Here is a 20237-nt window from a genome sequence, read left to right on the forward strand (position 1 = left end):
AGCCCGGGGTCCGCTCCGCTACGACCGCGTCAGCTGCCGTTGCATGTAGGCCAGCTTGTCCGGGTTCATCACGGTCCGCATGTGGGTGATCAGCCCGTCCCGGAGCTCGAAGGACGCCACCCCGGCGAGGACGTCGCCCGCCCACGCGACCAGCGCGCTCGCGCCGTTGACCTCCACCACCGCGAAGTCCAGGCCGCCCGTGAACCGCTCGGCCCCGCCCACCAGGAAGCGCACGACCTTCTCGCGTCCCTGGACCGGCCGCCTGACCGCGGACACCTTCCCGCCGCCGTCGCCCCAGTAGGTGACGTCCGCCGCGAGCATCTTCTCCAGGCCGGCCAGGTCACCCTCGCGGGCCGCCGTGAGGAAGGACATGAGCAGTGCCTCCCGCCGCTCGGGCGCCGGCTCGAAGCGGCCCTCCGGCACGGCGACCCGGGCCACCGCCCGCCGGTAGAGCTGACGGCAGTTGGCCTCGCTCAGGTCGAGGACGTCCGCGATCTCCCGGTGGGCGTAGCCGAACGCCTCCCGCAGCACGTACACGGCCCGCTCGGTCGGCGTCAGCCGCTCCAGCAGGACCAGCAGGGCCATGGAGACCTGCTCGCGCCGCTCCGCCGACTCCAGCGGGCCGAGCGAGCCGTCGGAGGTGACCACCGGCTCGGGCAGCCAGGTCCCGGGGTACTCCTCGCGCCGCGCCCGGGCCGAGGTCAGCCGGGTCAGGCAGAGGTTGGTGACGGCCTTGGCGAGCCAGGCCCCCGGATGCCCGATCGCCGCCCGGTCGGCGCCGCGGAACCGCAGATACGCGTCCTGCACCGCGTCCTCCGCCTCGTGGGCGGAACCCAGCAGGCGGTAGGCCAGGCCGAACAGCCGGGGCCGGTGCGACTCGAACTCGTCGGAGGGCGGCGAAGGCGTCATGCGCCTCAGAGTGCCAGACACCCGTCGCCGCCCGGATCGTGGAGTCCGGCGTCCTGGCGGCCCGGCGGCGGGCAAGGGCCGTCGTCACCGCCACCGGACCCGCCCGCACGATAAGAGGACTAGACCAGTACGGTCAATAGGTCCGGACCAAAGGTCAAAGCGCGCTGGACGTACAGCAGTTGCGCGGACCCGCCGGGCCGCGCAAGCCCGGCGACACGTGCTGTGAGGGAGCCCACACCCTCCGTCTGTCTGGAGCGCCGCCCGGCGTGGCACACTGGCCGTGTACCAGAAGCAGCGCACTCCGGGGTCGGTGAAAGTCCGAACCGGCGGTTACAGTCCGCGACCCGGTCGCTTCCAGCGGCCGGTTGACCAGGTGAAATTCCTGGACCGACGGTTAAAGTCCGGATGGGAGGCAGTGCGCGGCGGGCGGGCACACTCACCTGTGCGCGTCGCCGTATCTGGGCTTGTCCGTACGCGGACGAGCCTCTTTCGGCGTCGCCCTGGCGTGCTCACCCGTACATTCTGTCGTCATCGACAGGCCCCGGAGTCCGTGCCCCAAGAGGCAGGAGGACCCGGGAAGTGTTCACCGGAATCGTCGAAGAGCTGGGTGAGGTCACCGCCGTCGAGAACCTCGGCGACGCCTCCCGCTTCCGGCTCCGTGGCCCCGTCGTAACCGAGGGCGCGCAGCACGGCGACTCCATCGCCGTGAACGGGGTCTGTCTCACCGTCGTGGAGCACGAGGGCGACGAGTTCACCGCCGACGTGATGGCGGAGACCCTGAAGCGATCCAGCCTCGGCGCACTCGCCGTCGGCTCCCGCGTCAACCTCGAGCGTCCCATGGCCGTGGGCGCACGGCTCGGCGGGCACATCGTGCAGGGCCATGTCGACGGCACCGGCGAGGTGCTGGAGCGCCGGCCCTCCGAGAACTGGGAGCTCGTGAAGATCTCCCTCCCGGCGGACCTCTCCCGCTACGTCGTGGAGAAGGGCTCCATCACCGTCGACGGCATCAGCCTCACGGTCGTCGACGCCGGCCCCGACCACTTCACGGTCAGTCTCATCCCGACCACCCTCGCCCTGACCACGCTCGGCGTGAAGCAGCCCGGCGACCCGGTCAACCTCGAGGTCGACGTCGTCGCCAAGTACGTCGAGAGGCTCCTCGGCGACCGTGCCCAGGGAGCCGTCAAGTGAACTGGCTGAACTCCGAGGCCTTCACCCTCTTCGGGCAGCGCATCATCTGGTCGGACATGACCGGCAACATCCTCGGCCTGATCACCCTCGCCCTCGGCTGGCGCCGCTCCCTGTGGACCTGGCCCGTGCAGTTCCTCTCCGGTCTCGTCCTCTTCGCCGCCTTCTACGGCCATCTGACCGGCAGCGCCGGCAAGCAGGCCGTCGTCATGGCCGTCGCGCTGTACGGCTGGTGGCAGTGGCAGCGGAACAAGGGCCGGTCCGCCGACGGCCACATCACCCCCCGGTTCGCCGGCTGGCGCGAGCGCGCGGCGATGCTCGGCGCGGCCGCCGTCGGCACGGTCGCGGTGGCCCTGCTCTTCACGGCCTACCCGTCGCTGTCCTGGGACCCCTGGCCCGACGCCTACATCTTCGTCGGCACCATCGTCGCCATGTACGCCCAGGCCAAGGGCATGGTCGAGTTCTGGATCGCCTGGCTGCTGGTCGACCTCGTCGGCGTACCCCTCAACTTCGCCAACGGCTACGCCTTCTCCGGTTTCGTCTACGTCATCTACGGCGCACTCGTCCTGTGGGGCATGCGCGACTGGTGGCTGCGCTCCCGCAGGAGCCCGCAGCCCGTCCTGGAAGGAGCCCCGGCATGACCTCGGCACCGCTGCTGTACGACACGGACGCCTTCGAGAGCTTCGGTCTCGACCCCGTCGAGCAGGCCATCGCCGACATAGCGGCCGGCCGCCCGGTCGTGGTCGTGGACGACGAGGACCGGGAGAACGAGGGCGACCTCGTCATCGCCGCCGAGAAGGCCACCCCCGAGATCGTCGCGTTCATGATGAGCGAGTGCCGGGGACTCATCTGCGCCCCCATGGAGGGCGAGGAACTGGACCGGCTGCGGCTGCCGCAGATGGTCGAGGACAACACCGAGTCGATGAAAACCGCGTTCACCATCTCCGTGGACGCCTCGGCCGCTCACGGTGTGAGCACCGGTATCTCGGCCGCCGACCGCGCGACGACGCTTCAGCTCCTCGCGACCGGCACGGCGGAGCCGACGGACTTCGTCCGCCCCGGCCATGTCTTCCCGCTGCGCGCCAAGCCCGGCGGCGTCCTCGTCCGCAACGGCCACACCGAGGCCGCCGTCGACCTCGCCCGGCTCGCGGGCCTGCGCCCGGCCGGCGCCATCGTGGAGATCGCCGGCGAGGACGGCCGCATGCTCCGCCTGCCCGAGCTGATCCCGTTCGCCCGCAAGCACGGCCTGACGATCATCTCCATCGAGGACCTGATCGCCTACCGCCGCGGCAGCGAGCCCACCGTCCGCCGCGAGGCCGAGACCCGCCTGCCCACCAAGCACGGCACCTTCACCGCCTACGGCTACCGCTCCACCGACGGCGTCGAACACGTCGCCCTCGTCCACGGCGAACTCGGCGACGGAGAGGACGTCGTCGTCCGTGTCCACTCCGAATGCCTCACCGGTGACGTCTTCGGCTCCCTGCGCTGCGACTGCGGCCCCCAGCTGGACACCGCCCTGCAGCGCATCCAGGAGGAGGGCCGGGGCGTCGTGGTCTACCTGCGCGGCCACGAGGGGCGCGGCATCGGCCTGCTGTCCAAGCTCCGGGCGTACGAGCTGCAGGAACGCGGCCGTGACACCCTGGACGCCAACCTCGAACTCGGCCTGCCCGCCGACGCCCGCGACTACGGCGCCGGCGCCCGGATCCTCGCCGACCTGGGCGTGCGCAGCGTCCGGCTGATGACCAACAACCCGGACAAGACGGACGCTCTGGAGCGTCACGGCCTGAAGGTCACCGGCCGCGAGCCGATGCCCGTTCAGGCGGGCGAGCACAACCTGCACTACCTGCGCACCAAGCGCGACCGCATGGGGCACGACCTGCCCTGGCTGGACACGCCGGCCGTGCCGGCTTCCGCGGCAGCTTCTGTGGCCGCGGCCGCGGCCACCTGTGGCAACCAGTAAGCAAGAAAGCACTTAGGAGAGACGTGAGCGGCAAGGGTGCACCGGAACTGTCCGTACGCAACGCGAGCGACCTCAGGGTCGCCGTCATCGCGGCGCAGTGGCACGAGAAGGTGATGGACGGTCTGGTGAACGGCGCCCTGCGCGCCCTGCACGAACTGGGGATCGACGAGCCGACCCTGATCCGGGTCCCCGGCAGCTTCGAACTCCCGGTCGCCGCCAAGGTGCTGGCCGGACGCGGCTACGACGCCGTGGTCGCCCTCGGTGTCGTCATCCGCGGCGGCACCCCCCACTTCGACTACGTGTGCCAGGGCGTCACCCAGGGCCTCACCCAGGTCAGCATCGAGACCGGCGTGCCCGTCGGCTTCGGCGTGCTCACCTGCGACACCGAGGAGCAGGCCCTGGACCGGGCCGGCCTGGAGGGCTCCAACGAGGACAAGGGCCACGAGGCGGTGACCGCGGCGGTCGCAACCGCGGCGACGCTCCGCTCAGTATCCGAACCCTGGCACTGAGGCACCGGCCGGAGCGCGTAGGGTAAGGACCACCATGTCCAAGAAGACGTTCGAGGAGCTCTTCACCGAGCTCCAGCAGAAGGCCGCCCACGGCGATCCCGCCACTTCCCGCACCGCAGAGCTGGTCGGCAAGGGCGTCCATGCCATCGGCAAGAAGGTCGTCGAAGAGGCCGCCGAGGTCTGGATGGCCGCCGAGTACGAGGGCAAGGAGGCGGCCGCGGAGGAGATCTCCCAGCTGCTGTACCACGTCCAGGTGATGATGGTCGCCCGCGGGATCTCCCTGGACGACGTCTACGCCCACCTGTAGTCCGCCCGCGCACGAGCCGTAAAGCCGTAGAAACCCCTTCACGCAAAGGAAGCCGACCTCATGCTGCGCATCGCCGTCCCCAACAAGGGTTCACTGTCCGGCCCTGCGGCGGAGATGCTGCATGAGGCCGGCTACCAGCAGCGCCGCGAGTCCAAGGAGCTGCGGATCGTCGACCCGGGGAACGAGGTCGAGTTCTTCTACCTCCGCCCGCGCGACATCGCGATCTACGTCGCCTCCGGCCGCCTCGACCTGGGCATCACCGGCCGCGACCTGCTGATCGACTCCGGTGCCGACGCCGAGGAGATCCTGCCGCTCGGCTTCGCCCGCTCCACCTTCCGCTTCGCCGCCAAGCCGGGCACCGCGAGCGGCATCGAGGACCTGAAGGGCAAGACGGTCGCCACCTCCTACGAGGGCATCGTCGCCGGCCACCTCACGGACGCCGGCGTCGACGCCTCCGTCGTCCACCTCGACGGCGCCGTGGAGACCGCGATCGAGCTGGGCGTCGCCGAGGTCATCGCCGACGTCGTCGAGACCGGCACCAGCCTGCGCAACGCCGGGCTGGAGGTCTTCGGCGAGCCGATCATGAAGTCCGAGGCGGTCGTCATCCGCCGCACCGACGCCGACGGCGAGGAGGACGCCGAGCCGAAGGTCCAGCAGTTCCTGCGCCGCCTCCAGGGCGTCCTGGTCGCGCGGACGTACGTGATGATGGACTACGACTGCCGCGTCGAGCAGCTGGAGAAGGCCGTCGCGCTCACCCCCGGCCTGGAGTCCCCGACCGTCTCCCCGCTGCACAACGAGGGCTGGGTCGCGGTCCGCGCCATGGTCCCCGCCAAGGAGGCGCAGCGGATCATGGACGACCTCTACGCCATCGGCGCCCGCGCCATCCTCACCACGGCCATCCACGCCTGCCGCCTGTAAGGGGTGCGTACCGAGATGTCCGACACCCCTTCCCTTCCCGCGCTTCCCGTCACCTTCCGGCCGGGCCACACCCGTGTGATCCTGCTCACCGCCGGTGTCGCGATCTTCCTGACCATCTCCGGGGTCGCGATGCTGCTGGAGCAGCTCGGCCCGGGGGAGCGGGCGAGCTTCGTCGTCACCGGCGCGCTGATCTTCTGGGCGCTGGCCCAGCTGGCCCGGGTGAAGGTCGTCGCCGACGAGTCCGGTGTCACCGTGGTCAACATCGCCGGCAAGCGGCACCTGGAGTGGGCGGAGATCGTCCAGGTGAACCTCCGTCCGGGGGATCCCTGGGTGTTCCTCAACCTCAGCGACGGCACCAGCCTGCCCGCGCTCGGCATCCAGCCGGGCCTCGCCAAGCAGCGCGCCATCGCCGACGCGCAGGCCCTGCGCGCCCTCGTCGAAGCCCGTTCCCCGGCCCACCCGGTCGAGGATCAGGGCTGACCCGGGGCACATCGGGACCGGCTCGGGCCGGATCAGGGCCGGCTCGGGGGCAGATCCGGGCTGACTCGGGGCCGCCGACTCTGCCCGACCGGCCCGTGTCTTGATTAATCTGGTGACGGAGGCCGTTTTGCTGCGCCTCCACCCCTGGGGCACCACCCGGTGCACAGGGGTTCCTGCTACCCGAGGAGTGACTCCCTCCAGCGATGGACGGATCGTCCTGTAGTACCTGCGCCGCCCCGACCCGACATACCGGGAAGGCGGTGGCAGCGTGACCATCTCCCTGCTGCTCCTGGGAGCGGCTTTCCTGCTGATCCTCGCCAACGGATTCTTCGTGGCGGCCGAGTTCGGCCTGGTGACCGTCGAGGCCACGGACGCCGAGAAGGCGGCCGCCGAGGGCGACCGCCGGGCCGGCAGAGTGGCCGAGTCGCTCAAGGAGCTGTCCTTCCAGCTCTCCGGCACCCAGCTCGGCATCACCATCACCTCCCTGGTCGTCGGCATGCTCGCCGAACCGGCCCTGGCCCGCCTGCTGCACGGCCCCTTCGCCGCCATCGGCGTCCCCGACGGCGCCGTCTCCGGCGTCGCCGTGGTCGTCGGCATGCTGCTGGCCTCCGCGATCCAGATGGTGATCGGCGAGCTCGTGCCCAAGAACTGGGCCGTGTCCAAGCCGCTGCCGGTCGCCCGGTTCGTGGCCGGCCCCCAGTACCACTTCGCCCGCCTGTTCCGCCCGGTGATCGCCGCGCTCAACACGGTCGCCAACCGGCTGGTGCGGGCCCTCGGCGTCGAACCCGCCGAGGAACTGGCCTCCGCCCGCACCCCGGGCGAACTCGTCTCCCTGGCCCGGCACTCCGCGCAGGCAGGCGCCCTGGAACAGGACACGGCCGACCTGTTCGTCCGCACCCTGTCCCTGGGCGAGCTGACCGCGCAGCACGTCATGACCCCGCGGGTGAAGGTCAGCGCCCTCCAGGACTCGGCTACCGCCGAGGACGTCGTCAACCTCACCCGGGCCACCGGCCTGTCCCGCTTCCCCGTCTACCGGGAGAAGATCGACGAGATCGTGGGCATGGCCCACCTGAAGGACGCCCTCGCCGTCCCCGTGCACGACCGCCTGCGCACCCCGGTGACCCGTATCGCCCGCAAGGCGCTGCTGGTGCCGGAGACCCTGCCGGTCCAGCCCCTGCTCGCCCGGCTCCGCTCCGAGCAGCCCATCGCGGTCGTCGTGGACGAGTACGGCGGCACGGCGGGCGTGGTCACCCTGGAGGACATCGTCGAGGAACTCGTCGGCGAGGTCCGCGACGAGCACGACGCCACGGACATGCCCGAGCTGGCCCCGGCCCCGCCGGAGGACGGCCGGCCCGCCTGGGACGCCGACGGCAGCTGCCGCGTCGACATCCTCCAGCGCATAGGCCTCGACGTGCCCGAGGGACCGTACGAGACGGTCGCCGGACTCGTCGCCGACCTGCTCGGCCGCATCCCCGCCCCCGGCGACAAGGCGGAACTGCCCGGCTGGCGGCTCTCGGTCCGCCAGGTCGGCCACTACCGCGCCGAACGGGTCCGCCTGGTCAGGACGGCCCCGGCGGCGAACGTGATGGAGGCCGCCCGATGAGCGTCCTCCAACTGGTCTTCGCCGCGCTGCTCGTGCTCGCCAACGGCTTCTTCGTCGGCGCCGAGTTCGCGCTCGTCTCCGTGCGCCGCAGCCAGATCGAACCACTGGGCACGGCGCGGGCCCGCCAGGTCCTCTACGGTCTTCAGCGCCTGCCCCAGATGATGGCCGCGGCCCAGTTCGGGATCACGGTCTGCTCGCTGACGCTGGGCGCGGTGGCCGAGCCGACGGTGGCGCATCTGCTGGAGCCGGTGTTCGCGGCCGCCCACCTGCCCGACGGCATGGTCCACCCGCTCGGCTATGTGATCGCGCTGGCCGCCGTGGTCTTCTTCCACCTGGTCATCGGCGAGATGGTGCCGAAGAACCTCGCGATGGCGGCCCCCGAGAAGGCGGCGCTGTGGCTGAGCCCCGGCCTGGTCTGGTTCGCCCGCCTGTGCAAGCCGATCACGGTGAGCCTCGGCGCCTGCGCCCAGGCCATCCTGCGGCTCTTCCGCGTCGAGCCCAAGGACGAGGTCGAGGCCGTCGTCACCAGCGAGCAGCTCAACCGCCTGCTGGAGGACTCCGGCCAGGCGGGCCTGCTCGACCCCGAGGAGCGCGAACGCCTGGAGGACGCCCTGGAGCTTGGCTCCCGCCCGGTGACCGACGTCCTGCTGCGCCGGGAGTCCCTGGTCACGGTGGCCCCGTCGGTCACCCCGGGCCAGATCGTCGAGCTGACGGCCCGCACGGGGTACTCCCGCTTCCCGGTCGCCGCGTCGGACAAGGGCCCCTTCATGGGGTACGTCCACGTCAAGGACGTCCTCGACCTGGAGCACTCCGGCCGTGCCGTCCCGCAAAAGGTCTGGCGGCCCATGACCACCCTGCGGGCCGAGCTGCCGCTCGACGACGCCCTCACGGTCATGCGGCGGGCGGCCACGCACTTGGCCCAGGTCGCGGACGCCTCCGGCAAGGTGCTGGGCCTGGTGGCCCTGGAGGACGTCCTGGAGCTGCTGGTGGGCGAGGTACGGGACCCGGCGCACCGGGAGATGCCGGAGCCGCGGGCCAGCGGGGAGCCGGAGCAGGTGCTCGCCTCCTAGCCCGGGTGGTGCGGGGAGCGGCGCGGCTGCCAGTCGTTGTGGCCGGTCGCTCCCCGCGCCCCTTCGGGGCTGTCCTACATACCCGACGGATCGTGCGGCCCCCGCCCCGACAGCACCTCCCCGTACGCCTGCATCAAGTCGGGCAAGCGAAGCGTGGCCAAGTCCTCCCGGGACAGGGAACCCGCATACGTCGACAGCCGGAGATCCCGGTACGCGCAGCTCTTCTCGTACAGGGTGCGCAGGAACCGGCCGTTGCCCAGCTCGTCGATCCACCCCTGCTCGACCACGTGCCCGGCGATCGAGCGCAGCTCCTCCTGGGCCTCCCCGTCCCACGCGTCCCCGTTCTCGGCCGCCAGCACCTTGCCGATCTCGGTGAGTTCGTGCGGCCGGTAGGAGGGGAAGTCGACGCGGGTCGTGAACCGGGAGGACAGTCCGGGATTCGCGGCCAGCAGCCGGTCCATGCCCTCCGGATAGCCGGCGAGGATCACCACCAGGTGGTCCCGGTTGTCCTCGGCCCGTTTCAGCAGCACCTGCAGGGCCTCGTCACCGTACGCGTCCCCCTTGCCGTATCCCGAGTTGGACAGCGAGTAGGCCTCGTCCACGAACAGCACCCCGCCGATCGCGGAGTCGATCAGTTCGTTGGCCTTCACGGCCGTCTGCCCGAGGTACTCGCCGACGAGGTCCGCCCGCTGCGCCTCGACCAGATGGTCACCGCCGAGCAGCCCGAGCGCGTAGAACACCCGCCCCAGAATCCGGGCCACCGTGGTCTTGCCGGTGCCCGACGGCCCGGAGAAGACGAAGTGCCGTTTCGGAGGCTGCACCGGCAGCCCCTGCCCGGCCCGCAGCCGGGCCATGTTCAACTGCGCGGACAACGCCTTGACCTGGCGTTTCACCGGCTCCAGCCCCACCATGCGCTCCAGCTCGGCGAGCGCCTCCTCGAGCAGGGCGGGATCGGTCGGACCGGCCGGAATGGGGGAGGAGGAGACACCGGTCTTGCTCCGCACCCCCGGATCGGTCACCGACGGCAGGGGCCCCGTCGGCAGGTCCGGCTCCGGCAGCCGCAGATCACGCCCCTCGGCGCCGAAGAGCGGATCGAAGCCGTCGGGTCCGTCCACGCTGTCCTGCCCGGCGCCCGTCAGTGTGATCGCCGCCAGGTCGGCGGTGTCGTCGTACCCGTCGCCCTCGGCGATCGCGGCCAGCCGCGCCGAGGTGTCCATGAAGGCCGGGTCGACGCGGTGCACGGCCCGGTACAGGGGGAGCGCCGCCGCCGAGCGTCCCGTGCCCTCGTGCGCCCGCGCCAGCCAGTAGCGCAGCTCCTTGCGCTGCGGCTGCTCGCTGCGGCACCGCATCAGCGCCGCCGACAGCAGGGGCTCGGCCTGGCCGTACATCTCCAGCCGGACCCTGGCCATGCCGCCGAACAGGCCCGCCTCGATGCCGAGCATGGGATCGTCCAGCAGCGGGTCGGTGTGCCGTACCAGCTGCTCCCAGTCCTTGACCAGATAGGAGCGGCAGGCGTGCAGGAAGCGGACCTGCGGGTCGGTGTCGACCGGGGGCAGCCCGGCGAGGGCCCGGTCCAGCTCGGGCACGTGCCGGCCGTCCAGCCAGTGCGAGGCGTGCGCGAGCAGCAGGTCGCGCGGGCTCTCCAGCACCGGCTGCACCCACCAGCCCAGCCAGTACCAGGAGTTGAGCGTGCGGCGGTGCCGGGCGCGCTGTTCGCCGAAGCGGTCGCGGTGCCGGAACATCCTCAGCAGTGCGGTCGTCGTGTCGACCCGGAGCGCGTGCAGCCCGAGCCAGCCGTCGGCCATCCCCGGGTCCATCCGCACCGCGGCGCGGAACTCCTCCTCCGCCTGCGGGTAGGCGCCCATCGTGTAGGCGTCCACTCCCCGCAGCCAGGCCAGGTCGGCCGGGGCCTCGGGGCCCTGCGTGCCGAAGTCCATCCCGTCCCCCCACAGACCGTGCCCCCGTGGTTCACCACCGGGCAGTCGCCCGGCGTCGCCGCGGTTCGAACCGCCGTGCCGCGGACCGGAGTTACAGGTGCGCGAGGCAGCCTCGAAGGTCGCACCGAGGGCATCGTACCCGTGCGGCGACCGCGTGCCGAAGGGTGCCGCACGGGCCGTTTGGCGAGGTGGGAGCAGACGGGGCGCACGCGGATCGGTGACCGAGGGTGAGCGGATCGGCGCGCGGGGCACCCGGAAAAAGGCGGGCAGACAGAACGAAGCCCCCGGTCACGGGGGAACAACCGGGGGCTTCGCGTCTGGGGGCGGTCCCGAATGACCGCTCATTGAGAACGTAAGACCTGTACGGCCCCCCGGTCAAGCGGAGTTGAGGCACTCCCAGAAGTTCCCCCGCAAGGGTCTTCACAGCTTCACCACAACGCGGAGGGGCCGTCACTCTGGGTCACACCTTGGTCCGGTCCACAGGTTGACCCGGGACCCGGCAGCATCTCGTACCCCTTCGGCGTCTGCAGCACCAGAAGATCGGCATGGGGGCGCGAAGGGTCCGCGGCGAAGTGCGCGTGCTCCGCCTCGACCCAGCCCTTCCAGAACTCCCGCTGCTCTGCCCCGTCCCGCAGTCGCCCACGGGTCCAGGACTCCTCCCGGGGCAACTCCATCCACAGCAGCAGGGCCAGATGCGGCCGCAGGGCCCGGCGGCCGGCGCCGACGCCCTCGACGAGGACCACGGGTGCGGCCGGCAGCGGGCGCGGCGCGCCGAAGCCGCGGGCGCGCCAGTCGTAGGGCGCGTAGGTGGCGCTCTCGCCCCGGGCGAACGGCCGGATCACCTGGTCCATGAGCCGGTCGGTCCACTCGAAGAGCTGTTCGTGGCTGGCGATGTCGTCGAGGTGCAGCACCGGAGCCCCGCCGAGCGCGGCGGCCAAGCGCCCGGCGAAGGTGGACTTCCCCGAGCCGGCGTGCCCGTCGACGCCGATCAGCCGGACCGGCCCGAGGGAGGTGGGAAGCCCGCGCAGCCGGGCGGCGAGGTCACGAATGGTGGTTCCCGGGGTGGGTGGGTGTGGGCGGTTTTCCGGGACAGTGTAGTTGTGGTCGCGTTTTGAATCATCGGCTGCCGGCCAGTCAAGGCCCTGGATAAACATTCGCGAATCCCCTGACCGATATGTCGAATTAGGCGTTCCGGGTGTGCCCGCCGCTGAGTAGGGTGCCTCCAGCGCAACACCTGTGCGCCGTACGGGGACTGGCAGGGGGACATGGCCGCGGAGTTATTCGAAGGGCACTATGTGTGGCATCCGGCGGCCGACGACCGTGTCCTGGCGAGCGTATGCGTCGATGTGCGCGCCGGACGTTATCGATACGCGTACGAGGCCCTCGCCGAGACGCGCACCGACTTCGCCCTGCGCGCGCATCGCTCGCTGGTCCTCGCCTCCGAGGCGGCCGGCACCGATCTGGTCGAGCGCTGGCTCGCCGAGGAGCCGACGCCCGAGTCCGCGCTGATGTGGGCCCGGGTCGCGGTACAGCGCGCGCTGCGGGCCGCCGACGCCCGCGACGAGCGCGCCGAGGCGCTGGAGCGGATAGCGCTGACCGCCTGTGACCGGGCCGCCGCCATGGCTCCCGGGGACCCCACGCCCTGGGTGGCCAAGCTCGCCATGGCCCGGCTGCACCGGCTGCGCGACCCGGCCCCGCACGGCCTGCTCACCGCCCCGCCCGGCCCCTGGCGGCTGTTCTCGCACGTCCTGTCGCTGGATCCCTGGCACCGCGAGGGCCACCACCGCTTCCTGTCGTCCTTCTTCACGCGCCACGGCGGTTCGGTCAACGCGGCCTGGGACGTGGCCGCCTTCCTCAGCCAGCGGGCGCCCGCCGACTCCGCCCTCCGGCTGCTGCCGCTGGTGGCCCTGGTGGAGAGCTACAACCCCACCCAGTTGCTCGCCGAGCGCGTCTGGGAACAGCCGCAGTGGCGCTCCACGGCGCTGGCGATCTACCAGAACTGGCTGCCCACGGTGGGCGGTTACCGCTTCACCCCGGTGCTCGACCTCGCCTACCTCGCGCACGCCCTGGTCATGGCCCAGCGTGAGTTCGAGGCCCGGGCGGTGTTCACGGCCATGGGCCCGTACGCCTCGCGCATGCCCTGGAGTGCCTTCGGCGACCCCGCCGAGCAGCTCTCCCGGGCCCGGCGTGCCTGCGGACTGCCCGTGCCCCGGCCCGACTGACCTGCACACGCTCTGCACCTGCACTCGGATTCACTCGGAGATTTCCCTCAGAGAAAGGCCGAACCGTGTCGGAACGGACATCGTCACCCGGGGCGAAGGCCCGCGCGGGCGAGGACCCGGTCGCGCTCGACGACGACGCGACCCTGCATGCGATGGGTTATCCGCGGAAACTCACCCGGCGCTTCCAGGCGTTCGACAATTTCGCGATCTCCTTCACCATCATCAATATCCTCTCGGGTATTTTCTCGTCTTTCGGATTCGGTATGAACGCGGGCGGCCCCCGCATTCTCGTATTCGGCTGGATCGGGGTCTGCGTCATGGTGCTGCTCATCGGCGCCGCCATGGCGGAAGTCGCCTCGGCGTATCCGACGAGCGGAGCCCTGTATTTCTCCGCCGGTAAACTTGCAAAGCGGCACAAGGGCGCCTGGTCCTGGTACACGGGCTGGCTGAACTTCGTGGGCCAGATCGGCGGCACCGCCGCAACCGGCTATGCGGCGGCCACCTTCATCCAGGCGTTCATCCAGCTGCAGTGGCCGTCCTACCAGCCGACCACGCACCAGACGGTGCTGATCACGGGCCTGCTCATCGTCGTACAGGGCCTCGCCAACACCTACACCGTGCAGCTCGTCGCCGTACTGAACCGCATTTCCGTGTGGTGGCTGCTGATCGGACTCGTCGTGATCGTCGGCGCACTCATAGTGATGCCCGATCACCATCAGCCGGTGTCCTTCGTGACGCATTTCGAGAACAACACCGGCTTCTCGAGCGGCCTTTACGGCGGCATGCTCGGGCTGCTGGTCACGAGCTGGACGTTCACCGGGTTCGACGGCAGCTTCCACATGTCCGAGGAAACGGTCCACGCGACGGTCAACGCGCCCAGGGGGATCACCCGCGCCATCGGCTATTCGGCGATCACCGGTCTGATCCTGATGCTTGCACTGGTCTACAGCATTGGCGACTACGCCAAGGTGGCCGGTTCTGCGGCGCCGCCCGTGCAGATTCTCATCGACGGCCTCGGCCTCGGCGTCGCCAAGGTCATGCTCCTCGTCGTCATCGGCGCGATGCTCTTCTGCGGTCTCGCCAACCTCACCAGCAACACCCGGCAGATCTTCGCCTTCTCCCGTGACGGCGCCATGCCCGGCTCCCGCTGGTGGCACTCGGTCTCGTCGCGCACCCGTACGCCCGTGAACGCGGTGTGGCTCGCGGTGGTCTGCTCAGTGGCCCTGGTGGTGCCCGGCTGGTGGTCGCGCACCGCCTTCACCGCGATCGTCAGCGTCAACGTGGTCGGCCTGTTCCTCGCCTACGCCGTGCCGATCTTCCTGCGGCTGCGGCTCGGCGGCGAGTTCCAGCCCGGGCCCTGGCACCTGGGCCGCTGGGGCCGGCCGGTCGGCTGGCTCGCGGTGATCTGGATCGTGCTCAGCAGTGTCCTGTTCATGCTGCCCCAGGCCTCGCCGATCACGGCCGACTCCTTCAACTACGCGCCGATCGCGCTCGGCGTCGTCCTGGTCGTGGCGACCGTGTGGTGGTTCGCCACCGCCCGCCGCCGCTTCCAGGGGCCGGTCAGCTATGGCCGGCCCGACGAGGTCGCCGCGATGGACCTCGTCTGACGGCGAGCAGTACGAGGCGTACGGCTCGGGTGGCGCGGGGTGTCGTGCGGCGGCCCCGCGCCCCCTCGGGGCGCCTTCCAGTGGCCCAGACCAATATTGGTGGCGTGGCATGCGCGGAAGTGCTGGCAGCGCCATGCCGGCTGCTCCATAGTTGGCGCACACACCGCACCGGATCATCGGACACCTGGGGGTAATCGCGCCCATGAGCAGAGCCCAACAGCCGTCCCGCAGAACCGTCCTCACCGCAGCCGTCGCCGTCGCGGTGGCCAGCGGAGTGGCCCCCGCTGCCGCCGCCGCGCAGCGACCCGACACCGAGGCCGACGACACCGGCCAGGCGCAGGCCCGCCCGATCGACTACCACGGCTGGACCACCTACCGCGAGTGGCGCCTCGGCGCCGCCCAGGGCGTCCGGGCCGTCGCCGGCGCCCGCCCCGGCGTCGTGATCGGCGCCCCCGCCGGCCGCACCGACTACACCGACCCGCACACCGGTACGACCGCCACCTGGGAGTACGCCACCTGGACCGCCCCGGTCCACCGGCTCACCGTCCCCGCCACCGAGGTCGTCTCCTCCTGGAACGCCCACACCCCCGAGGGCACCTGGATCCAGGTGGAGCTCCAGGGCACGTACTCCGACGGCACCGGCACCCCGTGGTACGTGATGGGCCGCTGGGCGGCCGGTGACCAGGACATCAAGCGGACTTCGGTGGACGGCCAGACCGACGGCAAGAGCACGATCTGGACCGACACCTTCGCCATCGACGACGCGAGCACCGGCCTGCGCCTGACCTCGTACCGGCTGCGCCTGACCCTCTACCGCAGGCCGGGGACGCACCTGACGCCGACCGTGTGGCGGCTGGGCGCCATGGGGTCCGACATCCCCGACCGCTTCACCGTCCCCGCCTCCACCCCCGGCCTCGCCCAGGAACTGGCCGTACCGCGCTACTCCCAGGAGATTCACAAGGGCCAGTACCCGCAGTACGACAACGGCGGCGAGGCCTGGTGCAGCCCCACGTCCTCGCAGATGATCGTCGAGTACTGGGGCGGCCGGCTCACCCCCGAACAGCTCTCCTGGGTCGACCCGTCCTACGCCGATCCCGAGGTGGACCACGCCGCCCGCTTCACCTACGACTACCAGTACGAGGGCTGCGGCAACTGGCCGTTCAACGCCGCCTACGCGGCCACCTTCCAGGGCATCCAGGGCGTGGTCACCCGCCTCGCCTCGCTCACCGACCTGGAGACGCTGATCGCGGCCGGCATCCCGGCCATAACGTCCCAGTCCTTCCTGAAGACCGAGCTGACCGGCGCCGGCTACGGCACCTCCGGCCACCTGATGACGGTGATCGGCTTCACCGCGGACGGCGACGTGATCGCCAACGACCCGGCCTCGCCGAGCGACGACGCGGTACGACGGGTCTATCTGCGCCGGGAGTTCGAGAACATCTGGCTCAGGACCAAGCGGTACAACGCCTCCGGCAAGGTCGTCTCCGGCACCGGGGGAGTCTGCTACCTCTACTTCCCGGCCCACCCGAGCCCGCGTCAGCGCAAGGCGCTCGCCGCGGTGGGCGTGCACTGACCGTGTGAGCGGACCGTCTGCGCGGACGGCGTGATCGGACGGCGTGATCAGACGGTGTGAGCAAGCTCATCGCCGGACACGGTGTCGCGGGTGGCAAGGTGGACAAATGGATACGACCGCACACCCGTCCACCGCCACCCGCGCCCGCACCGGCGGCCCCCAGGACGACGGCCCCAAGATCCTCGAGCACGTCATGGGCTGGGTCCTCGTGGCGGTCGTCGCGATGTTCGTGACCCAGCTCGGCCTGCTCTGACTCGACCCGCTCACGTGTGCGGCATGTTCTGACATACTGCGGAGGTCCCGCCGACCGCCTCGAACAGGGTCGAAATTGAATATGCCGCATCAGCGTGCCGCCGTCCGTCCCCGGATGCGCGGTACCGAGCGCTCGGTGGCGCGTCGCGCCGAACTCATCGCCATCGGGCGGAAGTTGTTCGCCGACACGTCCTACGACGCGCTGTCCATGGACGACATCGCCCGCCAGGCCCATGTCGCCAAGGGCCTGATCTACTACTACTTCCAGTCCAAGCGCGGCTATTACCTGGCGATCATCAAGGACTCCGTCGCCGACCTGGTCACCTTCGCCGGCAGCGCCCTGGAGATGCCCGCGGTGGAGCGCGTCCACCGCACCATCGACGGCTATCTGCGCTACGCCGAGCACCACCAGGCCGCCTACCGCACCATCGTCAGCGGCGGGGTCGGTTTCGACACCGAGGTGCACGCCATCCGGGACGGCGTCCGCGAGGCGATCATCGCCACCCTCGCCGAGGGGGCCTACGGCCGCAGCGACATCGCCCCGCTCGCCCGCATGGGCCTGCTCTCCTGGGTGTGCGGCGTCGAGGGCGCGGTGCTGGACTGGATCGACCGCCCCGAGCTGTCCCGCGACACCATGCGCGAGCTGCTGGTGAAGGCGCTCGGCGGGGCCCTGCGCGCCGTCGAGGAACTGGACCCGGCCTACCCGGCCCCGCAACCGGCCCGCCGCGACGCCTGACACGCCGGGAAGCGGAGGCCGCGCGCCCCCCGCGACGGCCACAATGGCATGAACATGACAATTCGAGACCGTACGAACCGCAGGGCCGGACCACTCCCTCAACGGCTCGAGTCGGGTTCCAGGGCCGCGGCAGGTTCCGACTGGATTCTTGAAGTAAGCGGTCGTTAACTGGTGACGGGAGGTCGCTGATCGGGCATACTCACAGCGCACAGCCGCTGGTCAGCCGCTTCCGAGACCCGGGAGAGGGCGCCTTCGGCGATCACGGAACGACCAGGCGGAGCCGCCCCCACCCCCAGGGCCAGACCGCCGGTGCCCGACCAGGGAGGAGACCGACGCCATGTCCGACCGCGACCCGCAGCCGGTGGAGCGTCAGCTGCCGACGGAGGAGGCGCGGGATCTGCTCGCCCTCGTCCGGGACATCGCCCAGCGCGAGATCGCGCCGAAGGCCGCCGAGGAGGAGGACGCAGGGCGCTTCCCGCGCGAGGTCTTCACCCTGCTGTCCGAATCGGGCCTGCTCGGCCTGCCGTACGACTCCGAGTACGGCGGCGGCGACCAGCCCTACGAGGTCTACCTCCAGGTCCTGGAGGAGCTCGCCGCGGCCCGGCTCACGGTGGGCCTCGGCGTCAGCGTGCACACGCTCGCCTCGTACGCGCTCGCCACCTACGGCACCAAGCAGCAGCAGGTCGAGCACCTGCCCGCCATGCTCGGCGGCGGCCTGCTCGGCGCGTACTGCCTCTCCGAGCCGTCCTCCGGCTCCGACGCGGCCTCCCTGCGCACCAAGGCCGTCCGCGACGGCGACCAGTGGGTGATCAACGGGACCAAGGCCTGGATCACGCACGGTGGCATCGCCGACTTCTACACCGTGATGGCCCGCACCGGCGAGGAGGGCCCGCGCGGGATCACCGCCTTCCTGGTCCCCGGGGACGCGCCCGGGCTGAGCGGGGCGGTGCCCGAGAAGAAGATGGGCATGAAGGGCTCGCCCACCGCGCAGGTCCACCTCGACGGCGTCCGCGTCGGCGACGACCGGCGGATCGGCGAGGAGGGCCAGGGCTTCTTCATCGCCCTGTCCGCCCTCGACTCCGGGCGACTCGGCATCGCCGCCTGCGCGATCGGCCTCGCCCAGGCCGCACTGGACGAGGCGGTCGCCTACGCCACCCAGCGCCGGCAGTTCGGCCACCCCGTCGCCGACTTCCAGGGCCTGCGCTTCATGCTCGCCGACATGGCCACCCAGATCGAGGCCGGCCGGGCGCTCTACCTCGCCGCGGCCCGGCTGCGTGACGCCGGCAAGCCGTTCGCCAAGCAGGCCGCCATGGCCAAGCTGCACTGCACCGACGCGGCCATGAAGGTCACCACGGACGCCGTGCAGATACTCGGTGGCTACGGCTACACCGCCGACTTCCCGGCCGAGCGCTACATGCGCGAGGCCAAGGTCCTGCAGATCGTCGAGGGCACCAACCAGATCCAGCGGATGGTCATCGCCCGTCACGTGGCGGGACCCGAAGGCCGCTGAACTGTCCCGTGAGGACCGTCGGGGCCGCCAGCCTGATCCACTCCGGATCGTGGCGGCCCGGCAGGGTCCGGCCCCGGTCGGCCCAGGTCCGCATGAGATCGCGGTAGATGGGCGGGTCCGGCGGCGCGGGCGGCGGCGGAACCGATTCTGCGGGGCGAGGGACGAAGATTCGGCGCTGACGCCCGGTGACCGAGTGCATGGGGGTCATACCCGGGCAACGCGGCAGTGGCCCGACAGGTCACCGCGCGGCGGAATCGAGCGTCAGTTCATGAATGTCCCGTCCCCGCTCTGGCCTCCTCAGGTCGGCTGACGTACCGTCAGCCGACCATCGCCCAGGGGGTGTCCGTGTCCGACGACCGTCCCGTACCGCTCGACGAGTACCCGGTGCACCAGGTGCCGCTGTCCATGAAGCACGTGGCGACCGGCGACCGCAACGCCTACGACCGCTGCATCTTCCACGTCTTCGACCATTCCGGCCGCGCGCTGCTCATCCTCGGCCTCGGCGTCTACCCCAACCTCGGTGTGATCGACGCCTACGCCACCCTGCGCACCGGGGACACCCTGCACGCCGTACGCGCCTCCGACGCGCTGGGGGAGGACCGGATGCGGCTCGCCGTCGGACCGCTGCGCATCGAGGTCCCGCGGCCGCTGAAGGAGCTGCGCCTGATCTGCGAGGACGAGCAGCTGTCGTACGACCTCACCTGGACGGCCGCCTTCCCGGCCCTGTGGGAGCCGCACCACCTCCAGCGCCGGGGCGACCGGCTCACCCTGGAGGGCCGCCGCTTCGTCCAGGCGGGCACCGCGGAGGGCGTGCTCCGGGCCGGGGGCGAGGAGTTCCGGGTCACCGCGGACGACTGGACCGGCACCCGGGACCGCAGCTGGGGCGTGCGGCCCGTCCCGGGCGAGGACGGCGGGCGGCTCGCCGCGGACCACCCCACCGAGGGCTTCCACTGGATCTGGTGCCCGGTCCGCTTCGAGGACCGCTTCATGATGGTCATCACGCAGGAGGACGCCGACGGCCACCGCTGCCTGAACGACGCGACCCTGGTCCGCCCCGGCCGGCGCGACCGCCAACTGGGGTGGCCGCAGGCCGAGATCGGCTACCGCTCCGGCACCCGCCACCCGGAACGGGCGGTCATCCATCTGGGGGACGCGCGGGAGTCGCGAAAGCTTGACGTCGAGATCCTGGCCTCCTCGCCGCTCGCCCTCGGCGCGGGCTATCCGCCGGCGGACGACTGGCAGCACGGCACCTGGCGCGGCCCCGGCTGGACCGATCGCCGTACCTACGACATGACCCTGCCCCACCCGCTGGCCGGTTACGGCGTCACCGACCACTCCGCCCGCTTCCGGCTGGACGGACGGACCGGCTACGGCATCTTCGAGCACGGCTCGTTCGGGCGGCACGACCCGAGCGGCTTCACCGGCTTCGACTCGGTCGCACCCTGAGGAAGGAGCCCGG

Annotated in this window: 19 protein-coding genes and 1 riboswitch; of the genes, 16 read left to right on the forward strand and 3 right to left on the reverse strand. The window is 71.2% G+C overall.

The features are described from left to right. Window positions 1-18: 18 nt before the first annotated feature. Window positions 19-909: an RNA polymerase sigma-70 factor gene (locus tag LMU33_RS09105; RefSeq protein ID WP_228618972.1), complete on the reverse strand. Its 891-nt coding sequence runs from the start codon at window positions 907-909 to the stop codon at window positions 19-21. Window positions 910-1201: 292 nt separating this feature from the next. Further along, a riboswitch (FMN riboswitch) is annotated at window positions 1202-1332 on the forward strand. A gap of 156 nt (window positions 1333-1488) precedes the next feature. Between LMU33_RS09105 and LMU33_RS09110 the strand changes: the two genes are divergently transcribed. The 9 genes from LMU33_RS09110 (at window position 1489) to LMU33_RS09150 (ending at window position 8941) form a co-directional block, all read left to right on the forward strand. Further along, a complete protein-coding gene (locus LMU33_RS09110) occupies window positions 1489-2097 on the forward strand; it encodes a riboflavin synthase (RefSeq protein WP_228618974.1) in 609 nt (202 codons plus the stop codon). Further along, on the forward strand, window positions 2094-2735 hold the full coding sequence (locus LMU33_RS09115) for a nicotinamide mononucleotide transporter family protein (RefSeq protein WP_228618976.1): 642 nt from the start codon (window positions 2094-2096) through the stop codon (window positions 2733-2735). Before LMU33_RS09110 ends, LMU33_RS09115 begins: the two co-directional genes overlap by 4 nt. Further along, window positions 2732-4054 (forward strand): bifunctional 3,4-dihydroxy-2-butanone-4-phosphate synthase/GTP cyclohydrolase II, encoded by a 1323-nt coding sequence (locus LMU33_RS09120; protein WP_228618977.1) that lies wholly within the window; start codon window positions 2732-2734, stop codon window positions 4052-4054. Before LMU33_RS09115 ends, LMU33_RS09120 begins: the two co-directional genes overlap by 4 nt. A 23-nt stretch (window positions 4055-4077) precedes the next feature. Next, window positions 4078-4563 carry a 6,7-dimethyl-8-ribityllumazine synthase gene (gene ribH, locus LMU33_RS09125; RefSeq protein ID WP_208901990.1) on the forward strand — a complete coding sequence of 162 codons (486 nt, stop codon included), beginning with the start codon at window positions 4078-4080 and terminating at the stop codon, window positions 4561-4563. A gap of 34 nt (window positions 4564-4597) precedes the next feature. Further along, window positions 4598-4870, forward strand: coding sequence for a phosphoribosyl-ATP diphosphatase (locus LMU33_RS09130; protein ID WP_023552153.1), 273 nt, complete (start codon window positions 4598-4600; stop codon window positions 4868-4870). A 60-nt stretch (window positions 4871-4930) separates the two neighbouring features. Beyond that, window positions 4931-5788 carry an ATP phosphoribosyltransferase gene (hisG, locus tag LMU33_RS09135; protein ID WP_228618979.1) on the forward strand — a complete coding sequence of 286 codons (858 nt, stop codon included), beginning with the start codon at window positions 4931-4933 and terminating at the stop codon, window positions 5786-5788. 15 nt (window positions 5789-5803) lie between these two features. Beyond that, entirely contained in the window at window positions 5804-6268 is a 465-nt protein-coding gene (locus tag LMU33_RS09140; RefSeq protein WP_228618981.1) for a PH domain-containing protein, read from the forward strand. Window positions 6269-6536: 268 nt separating this feature from the next. Then, window positions 6537-7871, forward strand: coding sequence for a hemolysin family protein (locus tag LMU33_RS09145; RefSeq protein WP_228618982.1), 1335 nt, complete (start codon window positions 6537-6539; stop codon window positions 7869-7871). After that, window positions 7868-8941: a hemolysin family protein gene (locus LMU33_RS09150; protein ID WP_228618984.1), complete on the forward strand. Its 1074-nt coding sequence runs from the start codon at window positions 7868-7870 to the stop codon at window positions 8939-8941. The genes LMU33_RS09145 and LMU33_RS09150 overlap by 4 nt, the downstream gene beginning before the upstream one ends. 74 nt (window positions 8942-9015) lie before the next feature. On the opposite strand, the gene LMU33_RS09155 is transcribed toward LMU33_RS09150, so the two are convergent. Further along, on the reverse strand, window positions 9016-10878 hold the full coding sequence (locus LMU33_RS09155; protein WP_228618985.1) for an AAA family ATPase: 1863 nt from the start codon (window positions 10876-10878) through the stop codon (window positions 9016-9018). Between the two features lie 428 nt (window positions 10879-11306). Continuing rightward, complete coding sequence (locus LMU33_RS09160) at window positions 11307-11927, reverse strand: uridine kinase family protein (protein WP_228619095.1); 621 nt, start codon at window positions 11925-11927, stop codon at window positions 11307-11309. 216 nt (window positions 11928-12143) lie between these two features. Here LMU33_RS09160 and LMU33_RS09165 point away from each other — a divergent pair, with 216 nt between their 5' ends. From LMU33_RS09165 to LMU33_RS09195, 7 genes are all read left to right on the forward strand, one after another. Beyond that, a complete protein-coding gene (locus LMU33_RS09165; protein WP_228618987.1) occupies window positions 12144-13100 on the forward strand; it encodes a hypothetical protein in 957 nt (318 codons plus the stop codon). A 65-nt stretch (window positions 13101-13165) separates the two neighbouring features. Further along, complete coding sequence (locus LMU33_RS09170; RefSeq protein WP_228618988.1) at window positions 13166-14707, forward strand: amino acid permease; 1542 nt, start codon at window positions 13166-13168, stop codon at window positions 14705-14707. Window positions 14708-14909: 202 nt separating this feature from the next. After that, window positions 14910-16280 carry a C39 family peptidase gene (locus LMU33_RS09175; protein ID WP_228618990.1) on the forward strand — a complete coding sequence of 457 codons (1371 nt, stop codon included), beginning with the start codon at window positions 14910-14912 and terminating at the stop codon, window positions 16278-16280. Window positions 16281-16386: 106 nt separating this feature from the next. Next, on the forward strand, window positions 16387-16533 hold the full coding sequence (locus tag LMU33_RS09180; RefSeq protein WP_228618991.1) for an SCO1431 family membrane protein: 147 nt from the start codon (window positions 16387-16389) through the stop codon (window positions 16531-16533). Window positions 16534-16614: 81 nt separating this feature from the next. Then, on the forward strand, window positions 16615-17268 hold the full coding sequence (locus tag LMU33_RS09185; protein ID WP_228618993.1) for a TetR/AcrR family transcriptional regulator: 654 nt from the start codon (window positions 16615-16617) through the stop codon (window positions 17266-17268). A 337-nt stretch (window positions 17269-17605) separates the two neighbouring features. Beyond that, on the forward strand, window positions 17606-18778 hold the full coding sequence (locus LMU33_RS09190) for an acyl-CoA dehydrogenase family protein (RefSeq protein WP_228618994.1): 1173 nt from the start codon (window positions 17606-17608) through the stop codon (window positions 18776-18778). Between the two features lie 345 nt (window positions 18779-19123). Continuing rightward, window positions 19124-20224 (forward strand): Rv3169 family protein, encoded by a 1101-nt coding sequence (locus tag LMU33_RS09195; RefSeq protein WP_228618996.1) that lies wholly within the window; start codon window positions 19124-19126, stop codon window positions 20222-20224. Window positions 20225-20237 lie beyond the last annotated feature (13 nt).

The organism is Streptomyces barringtoniae (genome assembly GCF_020819595.1).
Classification (GTDB): Bacteria; Actinomycetota; Actinomycetes; order Streptomycetales; family Streptomycetaceae; genus Streptomyces; species Streptomyces barringtoniae.

Bases quoted from the DNA above. Each gene is read 5' to 3' on its own strand.
- LMU33_RS09105 (WP_228618972.1), bottom strand. From the start codon at position 909: ATGACGCCTTCGCCGCCCTCCGACGAGTTCGAGTCGCACCGGCCCCGG.
- LMU33_RS09120 (WP_228618977.1), top strand. From the start codon at position 2,732: ATGACCTCGGCACCGCTGCTGTACGACACGGACGCCTTCGAGAGCTTC.
- LMU33_RS09130 (WP_023552153.1), top strand. From the start codon at position 4,598: ATGTCCAAGAAGACGTTCGAGGAGCTCTTCACCGAGCTCCAGCAGAAG.
- hisG (WP_228618979.1), top strand. From the start codon at position 4,931: ATGCTGCGCATCGCCGTCCCCAACAAGGGTTCACTGTCCGGCCCTGCG.
- LMU33_RS09140 (WP_228618981.1), top strand. From the start codon at position 5,804: ATGTCCGACACCCCTTCCCTTCCCGCGCTTCCCGTCACCTTCCGGCCG.
- LMU33_RS09150 (WP_228618984.1), top strand. From the start codon at position 7,868: ATGAGCGTCCTCCAACTGGTCTTCGCCGCGCTGCTCGTGCTCGCCAAC.
- LMU33_RS09155 (WP_228618985.1), bottom strand. From the start codon at position 10,878: ATGGACTTCGGCACGCAGGGCCCCGAGGCCCCGGCCGACCTGGCCTGG.
- LMU33_RS09165 (WP_228618987.1), top strand. From the start codon at position 12,144: ATGGCCGCGGAGTTATTCGAAGGGCACTATGTGTGGCATCCGGCGGCC.
- LMU33_RS09175 (WP_228618990.1), top strand. From the start codon at position 14,910: ATGAGCAGAGCCCAACAGCCGTCCCGCAGAACCGTCCTCACCGCAGCC.
- LMU33_RS09180 (WP_228618991.1), top strand. From the start codon at position 16,387: ATGGATACGACCGCACACCCGTCCACCGCCACCCGCGCCCGCACCGGC.
- LMU33_RS09185 (WP_228618993.1), top strand. From the start codon at position 16,615: ATGCCGCATCAGCGTGCCGCCGTCCGTCCCCGGATGCGCGGTACCGAG.
- LMU33_RS09190 (WP_228618994.1), top strand. From the start codon at position 17,606: ATGTCCGACCGCGACCCGCAGCCGGTGGAGCGTCAGCTGCCGACGGAG.